This window comes from Enteroscipio rubneri, assembly GCF_963929405.1.
Lineage (GTDB): Bacteria > Actinomycetota > Coriobacteriia > Coriobacteriales > Eggerthellaceae > Enteroscipio > Enteroscipio rubneri.
The window spans coordinates 27,001-41,943 of the sequence record NZ_CAWVIN010000002.1 but is presented as its reverse complement, the minus strand read 5'-3'; the positions used below and the strand labels follow the sequence as shown (position 1 = coordinate 41,943).

Annotated in this window: 17 protein-coding genes; 7 read left to right on the top strand and 10 right to left on the bottom strand. The window is 59.1% G+C overall.

The features are described from left to right. Window position 1: 1 nt before the first annotated feature. The 4 genes from ABGT83_RS03540 to ABGT83_RS03525 form a co-directional block, all read right to left on the bottom strand. The gene (locus ABGT83_RS03540) at window positions 2-841 is read right to left on the bottom strand and encodes an Eco57I restriction-modification methylase domain-containing protein (protein WP_428994601.1); all 840 of its coding nucleotides are present in this window, start codon (window positions 839-841) and stop codon (window positions 2-4) included. Window positions 842-867: 26 nt separating this feature from the next. Continuing rightward, window positions 868-1,863 carry an IS1595 family transposase gene (locus tag ABGT83_RS03535; RefSeq protein WP_346685558.1) on the bottom strand — a complete coding sequence of 332 codons (996 nt, stop codon included), beginning with the start codon at window positions 1,861-1,863 and terminating at the stop codon, window positions 868-870. A gap of 120 nt (window positions 1,864-1,983) precedes the next feature. After that, window positions 1,984-3,192, bottom strand: coding sequence for an Eco57I restriction-modification methylase domain-containing protein (locus ABGT83_RS03530; protein ID WP_346685982.1), 1,209 nt, complete (start codon window positions 3,190-3,192; stop codon window positions 1,984-1,986). Between the two features lie 3 nt (window positions 3,193-3,195). Next, on the bottom strand, window positions 3,196-3,402 hold the full coding sequence (locus tag ABGT83_RS03525) for a YlcI/YnfO family protein (protein ID WP_346685980.1): 207 nt from the start codon (window positions 3,400-3,402) through the stop codon (window positions 3,196-3,198). A gap of 488 nt (window positions 3,403-3,890) precedes the next feature. Here ABGT83_RS03525 and ABGT83_RS03520 point away from each other — a divergent pair, with 488 nt between their 5' ends. From ABGT83_RS03520 to ABGT83_RS03490, 7 genes are all read left to right on the top strand, one after another. Beyond that, a complete protein-coding gene (locus ABGT83_RS03520; RefSeq protein ID WP_346685978.1) occupies window positions 3,891-4,274 on the top strand; it encodes a YraN family protein in 384 nt (127 codons plus the stop codon). Window positions 4,275-4,368: 94 nt separating this feature from the next. Next, complete coding sequence (locus tag ABGT83_RS03515) at window positions 4,369-4,971, top strand: hypothetical protein (protein WP_346685977.1); 603 nt, start codon at window positions 4,369-4,371, stop codon at window positions 4,969-4,971. Window positions 4,972-5,098: 127 nt separating this feature from the next. Beyond that, window positions 5,099-5,860, top strand: a complete 762-nt coding sequence (locus tag ABGT83_RS03510; RefSeq protein ID WP_346685975.1) for a ParA family protein — start codon at window positions 5,099-5,101, stop codon at window positions 5,858-5,860. Beyond that, entirely contained in the window at window positions 5,853-6,782 is a 930-nt protein-coding gene (locus ABGT83_RS03505) for a ParB/RepB/Spo0J family partition protein (RefSeq protein ID WP_346685974.1), read from the top strand. Before ABGT83_RS03510 ends, ABGT83_RS03505 begins: the two co-directional genes overlap by 8 nt. Window positions 6,783-7,053: 271 nt before the next feature. Then, a complete protein-coding gene (locus ABGT83_RS03500) occupies window positions 7,054-7,473 on the top strand; it encodes a DNA-binding protein (RefSeq protein ID WP_346685973.1) in 420 nt (139 codons plus the stop codon). Window position 7,474: 1 nt separating this feature from the next. Continuing rightward, window positions 7,475-8,719: a relaxase/mobilization nuclease domain-containing protein gene (locus ABGT83_RS03495; protein WP_346685972.1), complete on the top strand. Its 1,245-nt coding sequence runs from the start codon at window positions 7,475-7,477 to the stop codon at window positions 8,717-8,719. After that, window positions 8,716-9,288, top strand: coding sequence for a hypothetical protein (locus ABGT83_RS03490; RefSeq protein WP_346685970.1), 573 nt, complete (start codon window positions 8,716-8,718; stop codon window positions 9,286-9,288). Before ABGT83_RS03495 ends, ABGT83_RS03490 begins: the two co-directional genes overlap by 4 nt. A gap of 423 nt (window positions 9,289-9,711) precedes the next feature. Here ABGT83_RS03490 and ABGT83_RS03485 read toward each other — a convergent pair whose 3' ends face one another. From ABGT83_RS03485 to ABGT83_RS03460, 6 genes are all read right to left on the bottom strand, one after another. Then, window positions 9,712-10,962 carry a radical SAM/SPASM domain-containing protein gene (locus ABGT83_RS03485; protein WP_346685968.1) on the bottom strand — a complete coding sequence of 417 codons (1,251 nt, stop codon included), beginning with the start codon at window positions 10,960-10,962 and terminating at the stop codon, window positions 9,712-9,714. A 153-nt stretch (window positions 10,963-11,115) separates the two neighbouring features. Continuing rightward, window positions 11,116-11,595: a hypothetical protein gene (locus ABGT83_RS03480; protein WP_346685966.1), complete on the bottom strand. Its 480-nt coding sequence runs from the start codon at window positions 11,593-11,595 to the stop codon at window positions 11,116-11,118. A 55-nt stretch (window positions 11,596-11,650) separates the two neighbouring features. Beyond that, window positions 11,651-12,499 carry a tetratricopeptide repeat protein gene (locus ABGT83_RS03475; RefSeq protein WP_346685964.1) on the bottom strand — a complete coding sequence of 283 codons (849 nt, stop codon included), beginning with the start codon at window positions 12,497-12,499 and terminating at the stop codon, window positions 11,651-11,653. 18 nt (window positions 12,500-12,517) lie between these two features. Continuing rightward, window positions 12,518-13,945 (bottom strand): tetratricopeptide repeat protein, encoded by a 1,428-nt coding sequence (locus ABGT83_RS03470; RefSeq protein ID WP_346685962.1) that lies wholly within the window; start codon window positions 13,943-13,945, stop codon window positions 12,518-12,520. Continuing rightward, entirely contained in the window at window positions 13,942-14,463 is a 522-nt protein-coding gene (locus ABGT83_RS03465) for a hypothetical protein (RefSeq protein WP_346685960.1), read from the bottom strand. The genes ABGT83_RS03470 and ABGT83_RS03465 overlap by 4 nt, the downstream gene beginning before the upstream one ends. Before the next feature lie 75 nt (window positions 14,464-14,538). Next, window positions 14,539-14,937, bottom strand: coding sequence for a hypothetical protein (locus ABGT83_RS03460; RefSeq protein WP_346685958.1), 399 nt, complete (start codon window positions 14,935-14,937; stop codon window positions 14,539-14,541). Window positions 14,938-14,943: the final 6 nt, after the last annotated feature.

Sequence of the window (14,943 nt, the reverse complement as noted above, 5' to 3'; positions counted from 1 at the left end):
GTTACTCCATCTCCTTCACAATTGATTCAATGTAATGTACTTCCTCGGAGGTTATGTTGTAACGTGCATATAGTTCGGGGTCCGTCCAGCAATGGTTGTAGTCCAAATCGGGTACAAATGAGTACACACCTCTAGTAGAATCTTGAGATACTTTACGAAGAGAAATCAGGAATCGAACGAATCGCGTTTTGAGATACGAGACATAGAACTCTGCCTCCTCCTTAGTCGCAAATCGTCCGGCAACTAGATAAGTTTCAGTACACGCGCTTCCTGGAGCAGCAATGATTGGATTTGACAGAAACTTAGTTTCTATAGCAGCACTTGTTCCCTGAACACGATTGAGCAGAACTTTCCACTCATCTATCCATTCAACATGAACGCTGATATCGCCTCGAGCAATCCAGCCTTCTCTCTGGGACTCGTATAGCTTTATCGGATTCTTCAAACCTTCAGGAGTGGAAAGTCCATGATAATTGGTCGGAAGCCCGAAAGGCTTTCGCGCTGATATTCGATCAACAAGTGTGGGCTCATTTTTGCTGGCCACCTTATCAAGTATGGGAACGGCTTCGTTACGTCTAATTAAAACGTCGTAGCTATCAAGAAATCGTTCTATAGCTGGGGATGCCTCTCTTCCATCTTCGATGGTCTGAACTCTACACGGACCGTTATATTCTCTACTCCACACAAAATAAGAGACTCCACCCCTGATTTTGACATTGGGAAATGGTTCGTAGAGTTTAGGAAAGTCAACCAAGTCTCTCAAATGGTGATCGGAAATCATTTCCTGCCTATAAGCATCTAGTCCCTTACCGCCGCTAAACCACCTCGAAGGGGTCACCATTACTACATTTTCTGCTATTTTGACAGTCAACCAGTATAGGGATTATCTCGCTTCCTCGAGCTGCGGAAACTCGCGTCGGCCATGAACAAATGGCGGAGCACCCTTTCCACTTTGGGCCACTTCTCGTCGTCGCGCTTGACCCTGAAGAGGTAGGCGTACCAGTTGAGGTACGACTGGAGGTACTTGAGGTCCATGCCCACGTAGCCGCGCAGGTAGCGCCTCACCCACGAGCAGAGGTTGTTGACCATGGCCATGTGCTCAAGGTACTCCGGGTCCCTGGTGTCGGCCTTGCAGGGCCGGTCGATGCCCCGCACCGCCTCGACCAGCGACCTGTGGGACTTCTCCATGTCGTGGAAGATCTCCGAGCCCTCGGCGATGTGCGGGAGCAGGGCCTCCTTTATGCGCTTCGCGGACGGCTTGCCGTGCCCGCACCTGACGGCGACAACGTTCTTGCGCGCGTCGATCGCCACGGCGATGCAGATCTTGTTCTTGCTGAGGCCCTTCTTCGGCCTCCACCCGGGGTCACCCTTGAGGTCGGAGTCAGTGACGTACATCTCGTCGATCCACACCTTGCCCCCCAGCACGATCCGGTCCTGGTAGCCGTCCACGGTGGCCATGACCCGGTGGCGCCACTCCCAGGCCGTCTGGTGGGAGATGCCGCAGAGCTCGGCGCAGGCGTCGAGCTGCACGTTGAAGCACATGAGGCGTATGAAGACCACCCACCTCCAGAGCGCCCTCTTCGCGTTCTCGAAGACGGTCCCAGTGAGCGAGTTGAACTTCCGGCCGCACCGGCCGCACGACCAGGCGCGGTGGCCCGCGGGCGTGGAGCCGTCGGAGGCGCAGCCCTCGTACGAGCACGACGGGCACCTCGGCCTCGGCCTCCACTTCCGCGCCGCCTCGTCGTAGGTCCCGGCGCCGACGAGCTCGCGGCACCTCCTGGTCTCGACGGCATCCACCAGAAGGGCGAAGTCCGCGTCGGAAAGCGCGTCGACCCCGCCCGAGAAGGGGTTCGGGCTCTTCATTTGGCGTTGTCCCATCCGCGCAGGCGCCCATCCGGCCGGGACGTCGCCAAACATAGGGCCAGATGGGCACCCGCGCAAATCTACGTTTGGCAGCGTGATTGTACCACCCTGCCGCGGCGGCTAGATGAGCACGCCCTCATCCCTACACTGGTTGACTGTCGGATCTGCTATTTTTTTCGACTCTTGAACAAACCTGTGATAAATAGGTGCTGCGGAGGCTTCGTGACCGCCATCACTTATTTGATAGGGTGGATTTCCAACCACTGCGTAGAATTTCTTTCCCATCGGACATCCTTCCCCTTTTAGCAATGCATACTCAAAAGGCTCGTCATTTTCCCAATCGTATATCGCGCAAAGCGGAACCGATTCGTTTTGCTCGCCTGTCTCTTCGTCGGCAGTATCGTCTTCCCAGAATGTGCTTTCGAGCGAATCGAAAAGTGATAGCTGCACGGGTTCCGGTCCGGGCGGGTCGAACAATCTCGGCGTGGATTGCACCACGGTATTCGTTCTGTTTGTCGGAACGGCGTCAGTGAGACCGTTCATCTGCCAGAAGTTCCAGGAAACGATCCAGGCTGCCCGATCGACTTCCTCGTCAGTCGGATGGCGGTTCCATCTATCAAGATGATGCTCGCTGAATGTCTCGAGTATGTTGATGCGCGCGATGAGGAGGTTGTCGCCTTGATACTCGTACCCGTATGACGCGCCCAATGCCCTGAGCGCGTGCTTCACCCACTCGCCACGCGTTTTCGTCTTCTCGCTGACGACGCGAAGCTTCCGGTCGAGGATGCCAATCCGGTCCTTCACGGGGAGCGCTCGTCCCGTAACGGTGTCGTAGCGGGAGCAGACGAACGGCGCCTCGCCGCAGGTTATCTCGAGCCTGGGGCTGCCCACGTATGCCTGCCAACCCCTGCCCTTTTTCTTCGGAAATGCAACCGATTCGAGATTGGGAATCCAGCTCCGCCCCTCTTCGGAGTTAAACACGTCGCGACTGCCGAACCACTCGGCGTCGATGTCGTTGTTCATCTGGTTGCACAGCCACGAGGGAGTGAAAACCTCCGCACGGCTCTTGGTGCGCTGCGACTGTCGCTCCCGCTCCTTGGCGACGCGCGGCTTGATGACTCCCGAGTTCAGTCCCGTGATCTTGGCTACCGTGACCTCGTCGTCGCCCAGGTAGCCGTCGCCCAGAGCCTCGTATTCGTTGTCGGCCCAGATGATGTTGCGGCCGGTGGTGCGGTCGCAGAGAAGCGTCTCCAGGATGCGCGTGGGATACCGGCGCTCGAACCGCTCGATGAAGCCTTCGCTGAGTATGTCCTTGTCGGCGAGTTCCACCGGCTACTGCCTTTCCCTTATCAGCTCGTCGATCATGCACTCCCGGATGAAGGCCGAGAAGTTCGTGCCTCGGAGAGCGGCCGCTTTCTTCGCGGAGTCGCGCAGGTTCCGCGGTATGCGGATCGTCACGGCCACCGTGTCCCCGTCAACGAGATACTCCCTCATCTCAGTCTGGGAGGCCCCGTCTCTCAGCATCTCGGCGTAGTCCATCTGGCGCTCCTCGATTCTCGCTTGCTAAATGCAATACAACGTATTCTACCACTGCATGCCCGGTTTCCTCCTTAGCTGCCGGCTAAGAGACGAACCCCCTCCTGTTCGCGCCAACGGGTACGTCGCAGCGGATCGCAGACTTCTTGAGATCCCCCACGCCGCGCGAGCTTCCATGCAGCCACGACTGCCTCCTTCGATTCGGGGACGACCCCTCCCCTGCAGGCAATGCCCCTTCTGCCTGCGCCTTTACCGCGTATTGCCGCACGGAACCCGCCGACGTCGCAAGGGCCCGCGATGTTTTCCGAAAACTTTCCCCGGCGAGGCATCCCGGCACGGCGGGAAAACTTTTCGGAAAACACCGGGAGGAGACCCCTCTTCCAAGACCCCCTTCGCTTTCCTCCCCTGCGCCGCCGGCGGAACCCGTGCGACATGCGCGCCACAAGGCGGAAGGCCAAAGGGGCGAACCGCCGCGGAAAAGGAGGTCAACCATGTCCGAATTCAAGAAGAAGACCATCGAGGCGGCAGCGAAGTTCCTCACCTGCCGAGGCTACGACATCCTCGACAAGAGCTGGGAATCCGAAGGCAGCCGCATCGACCTGGTGGCGCAAGACGGGGAGACCATCGTCTTCTGCGACGTCGACGCCCGCAAGGGCACCGACAAGGGCATGCCCGTCACGAGCATCGAAGGCTCGCGCGAGCGCCGGGAGATCGCAGCCGCGAGATGGCTCGAGGCGCAGGAGGGCGACGAGGCGTCCGACATGCAGGTCCGCTTCGACCACATCGCGATGCTGACGGTATCCGACGACCGCGCGCTCCTGAGGCACCACAAGGACTGCCTCGGGTACGACGCACTCGCCAGCTCGACCGACTAAGGCCTCCCGGCCGAGCCGGAAACGACATAGCCGCCCCGGGCGCCAGCTCGGGGCGGCGTACTTCGGAACAACCCCGACCGAAAGGACGACGAACATGGGAAACCGAGCCGTCATCACCACCCCGAAGCGAGAGATCGGCCTCTACCTGCACTGGAACGGCGGGCGCGACACGATCGAGCCGCTCCTCAAGTACTGCGAGCTCAAGGGGTACCGCCCTCCGAGCTCCGACTGCTACGGATGGGCGCGCATCTGCCAGGTGATGGGAAACTTCCTCGGAGGCGCCCTCTCCCTGGGCATCGGCGCGTACTCGACCGACGAGAACATGAACCCCGGCGACAACGGCATCTACGTCATCGAGGGCTGGCGCATCGTGGAGCGGGTCTACCCCTACGAGAGCTTCTCGGAGCAGGCTGCGTACGACTTCGACGAGATGCTGCGCTCCCTCGACGCCTCCATGCCCGAAGGCGAGCGCCTGGGCGACTTCCTCGACGCGAGGGAGGTGCCCGCCTCTGAGCTGAAGATCGGCGACGCGGTTTGGATGCCCTCGTACGAGTCGGGCTACGAGCTCTTCCCGGTAGCGGGCTTCGCAGACGACGGAACCCCGCTCGTGGCGCGGTTCGACCACGACGGAGACTGGTCGTGGAACCCCAACAACCGCGTGAGGGAGGAGACCGTGCGCGTCGCAGCTCCCGCATAGCCTCAATCGATCCCCAAACAGTTCATTTTTGAACGGTTTGGGGTATACTGTGTATACAAGAGCAGGGAAGCCGCCGCATCTTCCACATCCCGCGGCGGCCTCCCCCGATGCAGAGGAGGCACACGGCATGCGCACCATCGCGATATCGAACTACAAGGGAGGTGTCGGCAAGACCACCACTGCGGTGAACCTCGCCGCCATCTTCGCCAGGCGGGGCCTGAGGGTCCTCCTGATCGACCTCGACCCGCAGGCGTCCGCGACCGACTACTTCGGGCTCTACGACCGCGCGAGCGGCGAGCACCGCAGCGTAGTCGAGCTGCTCTACGGAAACGCGCCCGTCGGCGACGTCGCGTTCGAGACCGAGGTCGACGGGCTCTCCGTCGTGCCGTCGACCATCGAGCTCGTCGACCAGAACGAGCTGCTGCTGCGCGAGCAGCGCCTGCGCTTCGCGCTCGACGACTGCTCGGGCGACTACGACGTCTGCGTCGTGGACTGCAGCCCCACCATGAAGCGCCTCGCGTTCAACGCGTACCTGGCGGCGGCGGGCGACGGCATGGTCATCGTCCCCGTGAAGCTCGACTCGACCGTCATGCGCGGCACGGCGCTCACCGTCGCCGCGATCAACTCGATCTCGGACGCGCTGCGCGTGCCCACGCCCGAGTGGCGCATCCTGCGCACGTGCGTGCCCGGCCTTATGACCAACGCCGAGGCGACGGGCGCGAGCGTTCTCGACTCGTACTTCCCCGACAACCAGTTCGAAACCGTCGTCCACGCGAGCTCGAAGGTGTGCGAGGGGAGCTGGCAGTGGCAGCCCGTGGCGACGTTCAAGCCCGACAGCCGCCCCGCCAAAGACTACGAGAGCCTCGCGGAGGAGGTGCTCCATGGCTAAGCCCACCGCATCGGGGTTCACCATCTCCGGCCTGCTCGACAGGAGCGCGGCGACCAGAAGCGACTACCCCGTCGAGAAGATCCCCGTCGGCGCGATAGCCGACCATCCCGGGAACACCGCCTACTCGATGGACGAGGCCGGGATCGCCCAGCTCGCGAAGAGCATCAGGGACGAGGGGCTCACCGACCTGCCGCTCGTGCGCAAGCTCGACGACGGGAGCTGGCAGATGGTGAGCGGGCACCGCCGTAAGGCGGCGTACGCCCTGCTCGCCGAAGAGGACGAGCGCTACGCGCAGATCCCCTGCCGCATCATCCGCGGGATCACCGACGAGCAGTCGGTCATGCTGCTCCATGCCGCGAACTACTTCGTGCGGAACCTCACCGTCGCGGAGCGCGCCGCCGCGAGCCGCGCGCTGGGCGTCGAGGTCGAGCGGCTCCGCGCCGAGAACCCCGAGCTCTCGGGCGTGCGCACCGAGGACATCAAGGCGGCGATCATATCCGAGCAGACGGGGCGCAAGGTGTCCGGCAAGACTATCCAGCGCCAGGAGTCGCTCGCGCGCAAGATCGAGAAGAAGCTCGCGCCGGGATGGCGCGACGCCGCGCTCGCAGACGCCCTCTCGGCGGACGCCGTGGGCATCCTCGCCTCCCTGGAGCCCGCCGAGCAGGAGAGGCTCCACGCAGCCTGGGAGGCGCAGGCGCTGGGCAAGAAGGAGACGACCGAGTTCCTCAGGAAGGCGACCGCCGAGCCCGAGGCCGACGGCGCCCCGAAGGACGCCTCCCCGAAGCCCGCAGCCGCTCTCTCAAGCGCCCTGCGCGCGCTCGGGCGCTACGAGTCGAAGGCGAAGAACCCGCCGAGCGAGCTCGACAGGCAGGCGCTCCATGAGATCGCGGAGACAGCCTCGAGGCTCATCCGAAGCAGATAGACGTCGGACAGGCGCCCGGCAGGGGCGCCTGAGCCGTTTTCAGCAAGTAACCCATCTCGTATACACGAGATGGAATGGCGGCATCGGGGCGCTTCGGCAGCGCCTCCAGTGCCCCGCCCCACCGCCAGAGGAGCAAGGGGAGGGGCACAACCGCCAGACAGCGCGCGGCCATACGCCGCACGCCATGCGGGGGATACCCCGCGCCCCTGGGAGAAGAACGCCGCCGAAAGCTTCCACTTGAACCGGCGACAAGGATGCGAAGGATTCGAAGATGGCAAGGACGCACAAATACGGCAACGTGCTCACCGCCCGCGTGAGCGATGCCGACTTCCGCGCGGTGTGCGAGCGGTGCGACGAGGAGGAGATCTCGCGCTCGGAGTACCTGCGCTACATCGTGCGCATGATAGCCGACGACGCGCGCAACTCCGAGCGCGGCGGCGTGCTCCTGGACGGCCGCTCCATGCGCAAGATCTCGCGCGAGCTCGTCAAGTGGGGCCACCACTACAACCAGGGCATGCACGCCCTCAACTCCATCAAGTTCGCGCTCGACCACGGGCGGATGGACGCGGACTGGATATCCGCGAGGCTCGACGAATGCGAGCTGCTGCTCGCCCAAGTGAACGAAGGACGCTCGGAGATAGCGAGCGGAATCGCGTCACTCGAAGAGCGCGCCATAGTGGGCGGCGATTAGAATGCCGCTGCTGAAACCCATACCCGGTCACACTGGCTGCGCCGGGATAAAAAGGTACCTGGAGAAAGGCGGCCGGGCGCTGGGCATCCATTTCATGAACTTCGCCTGGCAACAGGAACGCGTCTTCGAAGACAGAGACCAAGCGCCTGAGGGTTTCGACTGGGCGGCAGCCATGGACGAGACGAGACACGCCTATGGAAACGACACGCCCTATCGAGGGCTTCGTGCCCGCACTTTCATGCACTTCGTCATCTCGCCCGACCCGGAAGACCATCTAAACTCCGACGAGGTCTCCGAGCTTGCCCGCGCCTGGTCGCTCAAGCACTTTCCCGACTTCGAAATCGCGATCGTCTTGCACGACGACAACGAAGGCCGAATCCCCCACGCGCACGTCGTCGTCAACAACACCAACCTCGTCACGGAACGAAGGCTCCACACGGACGACCCGCTCTACCTGAACCGCAGCCTGCAGGACCTTGCGGAAGAGCGGGGTCTGCGCTTCATGCGCGACGAGATTGTGAAGGAGTCCGACGAGGGGCCGGCGCGCAAAGCAACTCCGACGACCATGCAGCGCGTCTACGTCCGCCGCTCGGAAAGGGAGATCGAGCAGGAAGGCGGCTACTCGTGGGTCGCCGACATCCGCAACCGCGTGAGCGTGGCAAAGGCCCTCGCCCGAAACGAGGACGAGTTCCTCGCCATCCTCGATGCGCTTGAAGTCGATGTCGCCCAGAACTCGGAGAGGTCCTGGCGGCGCGACTGGATCTACTCGCTTTCAGACCATCCGACCTGGCGGATCGGCGGCGAGAAGCTCGGACTCTCCTTCGGCCAGGAAGCGCTGCGCAACCGCTTCGGCAGGATCGCAGCGTGGCACCCCACCCCGTCGGCATCGCGCGAGATCCTGGCGCATGCCAAAGACGCCATCAGGCTGAACGACCTGGAGGCGCTCGAGCGGCTTTCCGACGTCATGGAGACGTGCATGTCCGAGAACGCCCGCAGCATAGCCGACCTCGACAGGAGGATCGAGCGGCTCCAAGGGCACGGCAGCGACGACGCACGCATCGAGGCACTGCGCGAGGCGCGCACGTACATGGCGAAGAACAACCTCCTGCCAGAGAACGTCCAGACAAGGCGACCAAGGCGGGAACGCGCCGACGAGCCGCCCGCCAAGCAAGGCGAAGAGAAACGGCGAAACCAGGAAGCGCCGCCTCAGAGGATCCGTCAGCGTGATAGGAGGGATGACCGATGAAGGTCGAGATCGCCTACGAGAGCCGCGTCGAGGTGTTCGACACCGACCGCTTCACCGAATCGCAGCCCTTCTCCGGCAAGAGCATGCTCGCGGACTTCGAGCTCCGCTACGGAAACGCCGAGACGGACGGCATCTGGCTTTCCGCCCACTGCTACGCCGCAAACGAGGCGTACAGGACAGATGGAAACGAGGTGCCCGAGGCAAGGCGCGAAAAGGGCTGGAGGTTCCAGCTCGCAAGCCCCAAGGAAGCCTCGTGCATCGAAAGCGTGTCGATGGACGGAAGCGCCGTGCTCGCAAGGCTTTACGGCGAACTCGTGGACATCGCCAAGGTGGACCGCGTCGCCGCCCTCTTCGTCGGGGGCGGGGGCTCCGTTTCGTGGAGGATAAGGCGCGCCAACGATTATCTGGCCAATTCCGACGAGGCGCTTTCTGCGAGCACGGCTCTCATGGCCCGCGCGATAGGCATCGCGCCCTCGACCCTCGAAGAGGTGCTGTCGGCAGAAGCCGCGCAAGAAGAGCCCTTAGGTAGCGAGGAAGACAACTGGATGGAAGGATTCGACGATGATTAGAGCACTGTTCAGGGGAATCGGAGCGTTCGTCCGCTGGCTCATCAAAGCCGTGTTTCGGTTCATGTAATAGAGATACCCAGCCCTCAGTCTCAAGCAAGGAATTCGAGTTCGAGATATATGGCCACCGCACTAATCTATTCTTCCGCAAGGTCTTTTAGACGCACGGCAACGGCGCAGGGCAACCAAAAAAGAGCTGCCCTTCAAAAGGATTTCACTCTCGAAGGGCAGCTTCCATCACCGTTAATTATTTGCCGGCGCAATACATCATGCACTTGCATCCACAGGGCGTACCAGGCTGAGCGCTGTAAGGCTGGCAGATGGTACCGCATGGTCCCATGCTGGCAGAATGAGCCATCTGCCTAGCTGCAACACGCGTGAAATTAGAAGCTCTTGTTGCCTTTGCGTCGGTTCCGCGAAGAATAGTCATCGTTCAATCCTTTCTCCATGATTGGCCAATAGGTATCCAGCAGCGTCGATAATCGCATCGGTGATGTATGCAATGTGGGGGCACCGCTTCAATCCAAATTGAAGCGCCTCGGCGGCAAAGCATCCCGCTTGGCAGCTTGGAAGAAATCCGCATTCGCGGCACTTTTCAGGAATGTCGGGCGAAGCCCATTGAGTCATTGCCTTGTTGAAGAGAATCCCATCGAATACCGTTCCGACCTTCTGACTTTCATCTGCCAGAAGATGCTCGCATTTGAATACATCTCCTGTGGGGGTGATTACAAAGTTGTTGATCATCTGGGCCGAGCAGGTGGCGTTATTGAAGTTGAGAGGAAGTCCATCGAGCGTTTGGATGAATCCTGCATCTATCATGGCACGAAACACCTCCCGATAGGCGTCGTTTAACTCCTCTTCCGCAAAGAAGCTTGAGCGATCGGACGTTCCATACAGAGGTGCCGCGTATAGCATGACGGAATCCAGATTGCTGTACCTTTCCCCCAAGAAGGGGATCAGCCGCAGGCAATCTTCAAAATTATCTTTGTCAATGTTGAGCCTAATCAAAAGCTGCGCGCCATACTCCACGAAAGAGTCCATAGTTTCAATGATCGTATCGAAGGTCACGTCTTCTGACAGATAGGCTTTGCGACGAAGGTACTCGTCTCCATGACCGTCCAAGGTGATCTGAACCTGTGTTATCCCGCACTGCTCGACCAGCTTGCGGACGATAGCACGGTCAGCGAGCGATCCGTTGGTTATCATGTCGGAGGTGTAACCGATACCATGCTTTTCAGCGAGGCGCATCAGCTCACCGGAAAGGCTGGCTATCCGGTCGAGCTCAAGCAGGGGTTCGCCTCCGAACCAGGTGATATGGATGTCATCGACCATATCCATGTAACCCTCGATGAACGCAGGGATGCTATCCGCAGTAACCTGATTCATATGCTCAGGTTTGTATGAGTGCTCATAGCAATAGAAGCACCTTGCGTTGCAGGCCGTGGTCGGCAAGATCTGGAAGCCCGCAAATCTCGTCGAAAAGTTGTTCATGCGCTGAATGGCTAGAACCTTTTCAAGCTCATCCTCGCCATATGGCACAACGAAGCCATTTTCTACCGCCATCTCCATAACCTCTGGGGAGCTGAACTCTCCCTTCGAGATTTGCTCGTACTCCTCGGTGCCGAGCAGGGCGACGGAGGACGTCACCAGGTTGTAGAGAAACACCTTGTCATCCAACGCCCCTCGATGGTTGTATCGAGATTCTTTGTACCTCATTTGCCACACCCCACCACAAGTCCCCGACAACAGAGAAAGCTCTTTCCGCCCGTTCGAATATGCCGCTTCTTGTCTCAGACAATCAATCTTCAGCCGTTACCAGCAAGCCGCCACTTACTCGTTGAGGGCAGCGCCGATGATGTTCAGGATGATCTCGTAATACGTCTGCTCTTCCTGAAGCTTCTGCTTGCTCTTTCCCATGTTCATGATGCCGCTGGAGATCATATTGCCTACCTTGAAAGACATGGACTGGCCTCGGCGCATTTCCTTCGCAGCCTCGGATCGTGCGAACTTGTTCATCTGCTTCGACTTACCAGCTGCGTACACGGAAACGGTTCCGAAGTTTCCTTGCTTGGTGAGGATCATTGCCATGTTGAAATAGTCGTTGCGATGCTCCGGATGATATGCAACCAATGCTGTGTAGGTGTCGCCGAAAAGCCCACCTTCTTTCGCATCGTCGGTATAGAAAGCCACTGGTATACCGTTTTGCTGAGCAAGGTCGGTTACGGCACCCTTAATGGTCTCGAGGGTGACTTCGCCCGCGTCTCCGAAAGTGACACTGCCCATCTCTTCCACGTCTTTGAGCTTAATCATCTGTCCATTTCCTTTCTCGAATGTTTTTTCTCCGCCTCATGCGGAAATAACCAATTTAGACCGTCCACTTGCCTCTCATATTTCGCCTGAAGTGAGATAGCATTTCCTGGGCCGGCTCGTATCCATTGTTTGCGGCGAGCTCGATGTAGTGGTGAGCAAGGTCATAATCCCGATCAACCCCGACGCCATCCGCGTACATGATTCCGAGAAGACTATGAGCTCTTACATCACCTGCTTCCACCGCCCTGCTTAGCAGGTCAAAAGCTTCTTGGTAGTCGCTCTGTGAAGGGAAAGTCCCATATTCGTTGGATATGTCCGAGAGGCATATTGCGAGATCGCACATTACGTCCGTGTTCTCAGGATCGCTCTTCAGCGTTTCCCGGTAGTGCTGGATTGCCAAAGGAATGTTTCTTGCTGTGCCAACACCGGTTTGGTAAGCGTCGCCGCAAAGAGCGTTCGAGGTGGCGTCACCAAGCTTGGCCCCGCGCAATGCCCACTCGAAACCTGTCTCATGGCTTAACGCAACGCCTCTCCCGTAGAAGTAGTCACAGGCACAAATGCCCATAGCTCCCGGAAGACCCTCGTTCGCAGCTTTCTCGATATACTCGTGACCCTGTGAGGCATTTTCCGCTACGCCAAAATGTCCGTACAGGTAGAGCCTTCCAAGTGTCTCGCATGCATTGGGGTTTCCCTCGCTCGCAGCTTCTTGCAAAAGAGCAATCCCCATTTCGGCATCGGCTATAACGCCGGCTCCTTCAAGATACAGTTCGCCAAGACAGGTTGTTGCGTTGGAATTACCTTCCGCCCTCAACGTTTCGAGCCTTTCAACCCCCGCATAAGGCCCTTTCGCTTGCATTGTCGCTATGATTTCGTCGACCAGCATTTCATAAGAGCTCATCCCCATGCCGACTCCTTTCTCTGACTAGATCTTTTTCCACCCAAAGAAGCTCTTCTTAAAGCCCTTGAGGGCTTCCTTCGCCTCTTCGCATCCTTTGTCTGAAGCCTTGATATAAAACTCGACGGCCTGATTCGCCGAAGCTGGCAGGCCCAATCCTCGTTCGAACATAAGACCGGTCAGGTAGTCCACTTCCCCGGTCTTGTATTCGACGATTTCCTCAGCGCGCGCCTTTTCCAAGGCCTGTTTTGCAAGTTCTGGGCAATACGACGGAGCTCCCTCTTTAATCGATAGCTTCGCCAGCGGGACATACGCCCAGTAAATGTCATCCTCCATGGCGGCCTTGAGACATACGGCGGCACGCTCGTCCAGAGAGGGGTCACCGACTTCAAGAGCTGCTTGGCCGGCATGCAGGGCGTCCCACGTGCCACCACCAGTTTTGTACGCTTTCTCGTACCATTCGAAGGAAAGCCTCATCTTCTCGGGATCTCGGGGCCACACGCCTTCAGCCCTTTTTTTGTATAGATCGCCAAGGGAAGACATTGCCTGCTCGGAACCGAGATTCGCTCCCCTTAGCAGCATCTCCTCCGCCTTGTCAGCATCAGGTTGATATCCGCTCCATCCGTATGAGTAGTTGTTTCCAAGAAGATAGCCAGCAAAGCCATCACCCGCATCAAGCGCCTTCATGAAGTACTCTTCGGACTTCTCAGGGTCGGCAGGCAGACGGGTTTCCCCTTCGTAGGCGCGACCAAGGTTTCTGAACAGCACGCCGTCACGAGTGGATTCCGCCAGAGCGGAAGCGCGATTGATCAGCTCGGAGTACTGGTCATTGCTGCAAATGTTCAAGCCGTTGTTGGCTACGAGGTAACCGAGCGCTCGAGGGTAATCGGATACTTTCATGAGAAGGTCGTATGCCCTCTTCTTGTCTTCGAGCATTCCATAATCACCGATTGCGAACACGAGCGCCATTCGATAGGTGCTGTACGAATCGCCTCGGCTCGAACCCCTCTGGAACCACTTCAGCCCCTCCTCGACATCTTTTCCGTCGTGCGTAGACTTCGCGCGATCCAGGCAGATATCGCCGAGGACTCCAGCTGCAGCTGCATGACCATCGGCCCAAGACTTCTCTAAAAAGCCTCTTGCCTTGTCGGAGTTGGACTCAACGCCCCATCCGAACCCATACATGCGCCCGAGCTGGTATGCGCTGTAGCTGCTGCCAGTAGCCTCAAATGCTTTCGCATAAGCCTCGAGAGCGGTTTTGTCGTCCTCGTCTCTTCCCCTGCCGTAGAAATAGCAGTCGCCAAGCTTCTCTAGTGAGGTCATGCTGCCGAGGCCAGCAGCCCTCTCAAACAAGTCGGCGGCTTTGACCGGGTTGTAGGCGTCAGAGTTCTCCTCTAAACACTCTTCTGCAGCGTCCATGAGTTGTTTGATGGACATAGCGTCGAACTCGCTCATTGCGCACCTCCGCTCCGAGCTCTTCCCAGCTCGCTTTCAAGTTGCTGCACCTCGTCGGCAACCTGGCTCCTTCTTACGAAATCCATGACGATGAATACCGCCGCGCATGCTGAGACGATTGCCGGCACGAAGGAAGACATCAGTATTGACAGCAGGATGAAGATCACGCAAACAACAATAGGAACGGGGCGAATACATCTTCTCAATTCGGCCTGCTTAACTTGAAGCTCATATTCGATCGTACTCACCGGCCGGGAACTTCCACGCGACGCGGCATGGTCCGACAACGGGGCATTTTCGCTCGCCTCCGAAGATGCGCCCGCCCGTTGGCCATTGGTGGAATTCGTCAACGGCGAGGATGGGGGCGTACGTGCCCCGCCGTAAGATGAGCGCCCGCCAGAAGCAGACTGTTCGTTGAGCCTGATGCTCCCGTCTTCGCCAATTAGTGGGTTCTGCCCCTGTCGTATTTCCCCCTCCGAGGAAATGATGCTTCCGTCTTCGCCGATCCTGATTGACATCTTTTCTGAATCTTTCTATACAATCGTCTTCTCGTCTCAACCGTTTAAGAGGATGCCTCCTCCGTAGCGGCGTCTTCAGTCTTCAAGGAGTTGCACTCCGTAATACGCCTCCAACGCTCCAGCCAGCCTCTCAAGCGATGCACGCGCAGCGAAACAGTCTTCCGAACCGGCATCGTTTGACGTAACCGACAGAAGGTTGTCTCTCGCCTCCCGATACCTTCCCGCCGCCGCTTCTAACTGCCTCAACAACTCCGCCATAGCTCTTCGTTTTGCCTGGTAGTCCTCGGATTCCCGATCGAGACCCCAGCCTCCTGCGCCATCTGCGGCATCTTGCATAGCCCTCGCGACGCTCGCATCGACTTCTTCGATTATTCGATGTGCGCTGGAGACGGTCTGATCCAGGATCTGCCCGTAGTCAGACATGGCTTTGCCCAGTTCGAGCAGCTCTGCCGCTCTGTTTTCTGATTCCACCATGGCCGC

What these genes read in the sequence shown, in the direction of transcription:
- ABGT83_RS03520 (WP_346685978.1), top strand. Translation starts at nt 3,891, where the DNA reads ATGTCCGAATTCAAGAAGAAGACCATCGAGGCGGCAGCGAAGTTCCTC.
- ABGT83_RS03535 (WP_346685558.1), bottom strand. Translation starts at nt 1,863, where the DNA reads ATGAAGAGCCCGAACCCCTTCTCGGGCGGGGTCGACGCGCTTTCCGAC.
- ABGT83_RS03525 (WP_346685980.1), bottom strand. Translation starts at nt 3,402, where the DNA reads ATGGACTACGCCGAGATGCTGAGAGACGGGGCCTCCCAGACTGAGATG.
- ABGT83_RS03500 (WP_346685973.1), top strand. Translation starts at nt 7,054, where the DNA reads ATGGCAAGGACGCACAAATACGGCAACGTGCTCACCGCCCGCGTGAGC.
- ABGT83_RS03490 (WP_346685970.1), top strand. Translation starts at nt 8,716, where the DNA reads ATGAAGGTCGAGATCGCCTACGAGAGCCGCGTCGAGGTGTTCGACACC.
- ABGT83_RS03510 (WP_346685975.1), top strand. Translation starts at nt 5,099, where the DNA reads ATGCGCACCATCGCGATATCGAACTACAAGGGAGGTGTCGGCAAGACC.
- ABGT83_RS03475 (WP_346685964.1), bottom strand. Translation starts at nt 12,499, where the DNA reads ATGGGGATGAGCTCTTATGAAATGCTGGTCGACGAAATCATAGCGACA.
- ABGT83_RS03470 (WP_346685962.1), bottom strand. Translation starts at nt 13,945, where the DNA reads ATGAGCGAGTTCGACGCTATGTCCATCAAACAACTCATGGACGCTGCA.
- ABGT83_RS03480 (WP_346685966.1), bottom strand. Translation starts at nt 11,595, where the DNA reads ATGATTAAGCTCAAAGACGTGGAAGAGATGGGCAGTGTCACTTTCGGA.
- ABGT83_RS03540 (WP_428994601.1), bottom strand. Translation starts at nt 841, where the DNA reads ATGGTGACCCCTTCGAGGTGGTTTAGCGGCGGTAAGGGACTAGATGCT.
- ABGT83_RS03460 (WP_346685958.1), bottom strand. Translation starts at nt 14,937, where the DNA reads ATGGTGGAATCAGAAAACAGAGCGGCAGAGCTGCTCGAACTGGGCAAA.
- ABGT83_RS03515 (WP_346685977.1), top strand. Translation starts at nt 4,369, where the DNA reads ATGGGAAACCGAGCCGTCATCACCACCCCGAAGCGAGAGATCGGCCTC.
- ABGT83_RS03505 (WP_346685974.1), top strand. Translation starts at nt 5,853, where the DNA reads ATGGCTAAGCCCACCGCATCGGGGTTCACCATCTCCGGCCTGCTCGAC.
- ABGT83_RS03495 (WP_346685972.1), top strand. Translation starts at nt 7,475, where the DNA reads ATGCCGCTGCTGAAACCCATACCCGGTCACACTGGCTGCGCCGGGATA.
- ABGT83_RS03465 (WP_346685960.1), bottom strand. Translation starts at nt 14,463, where the DNA reads ATGTCAATCAGGATCGGCGAAGACGGAAGCATCATTTCCTCGGAGGGG.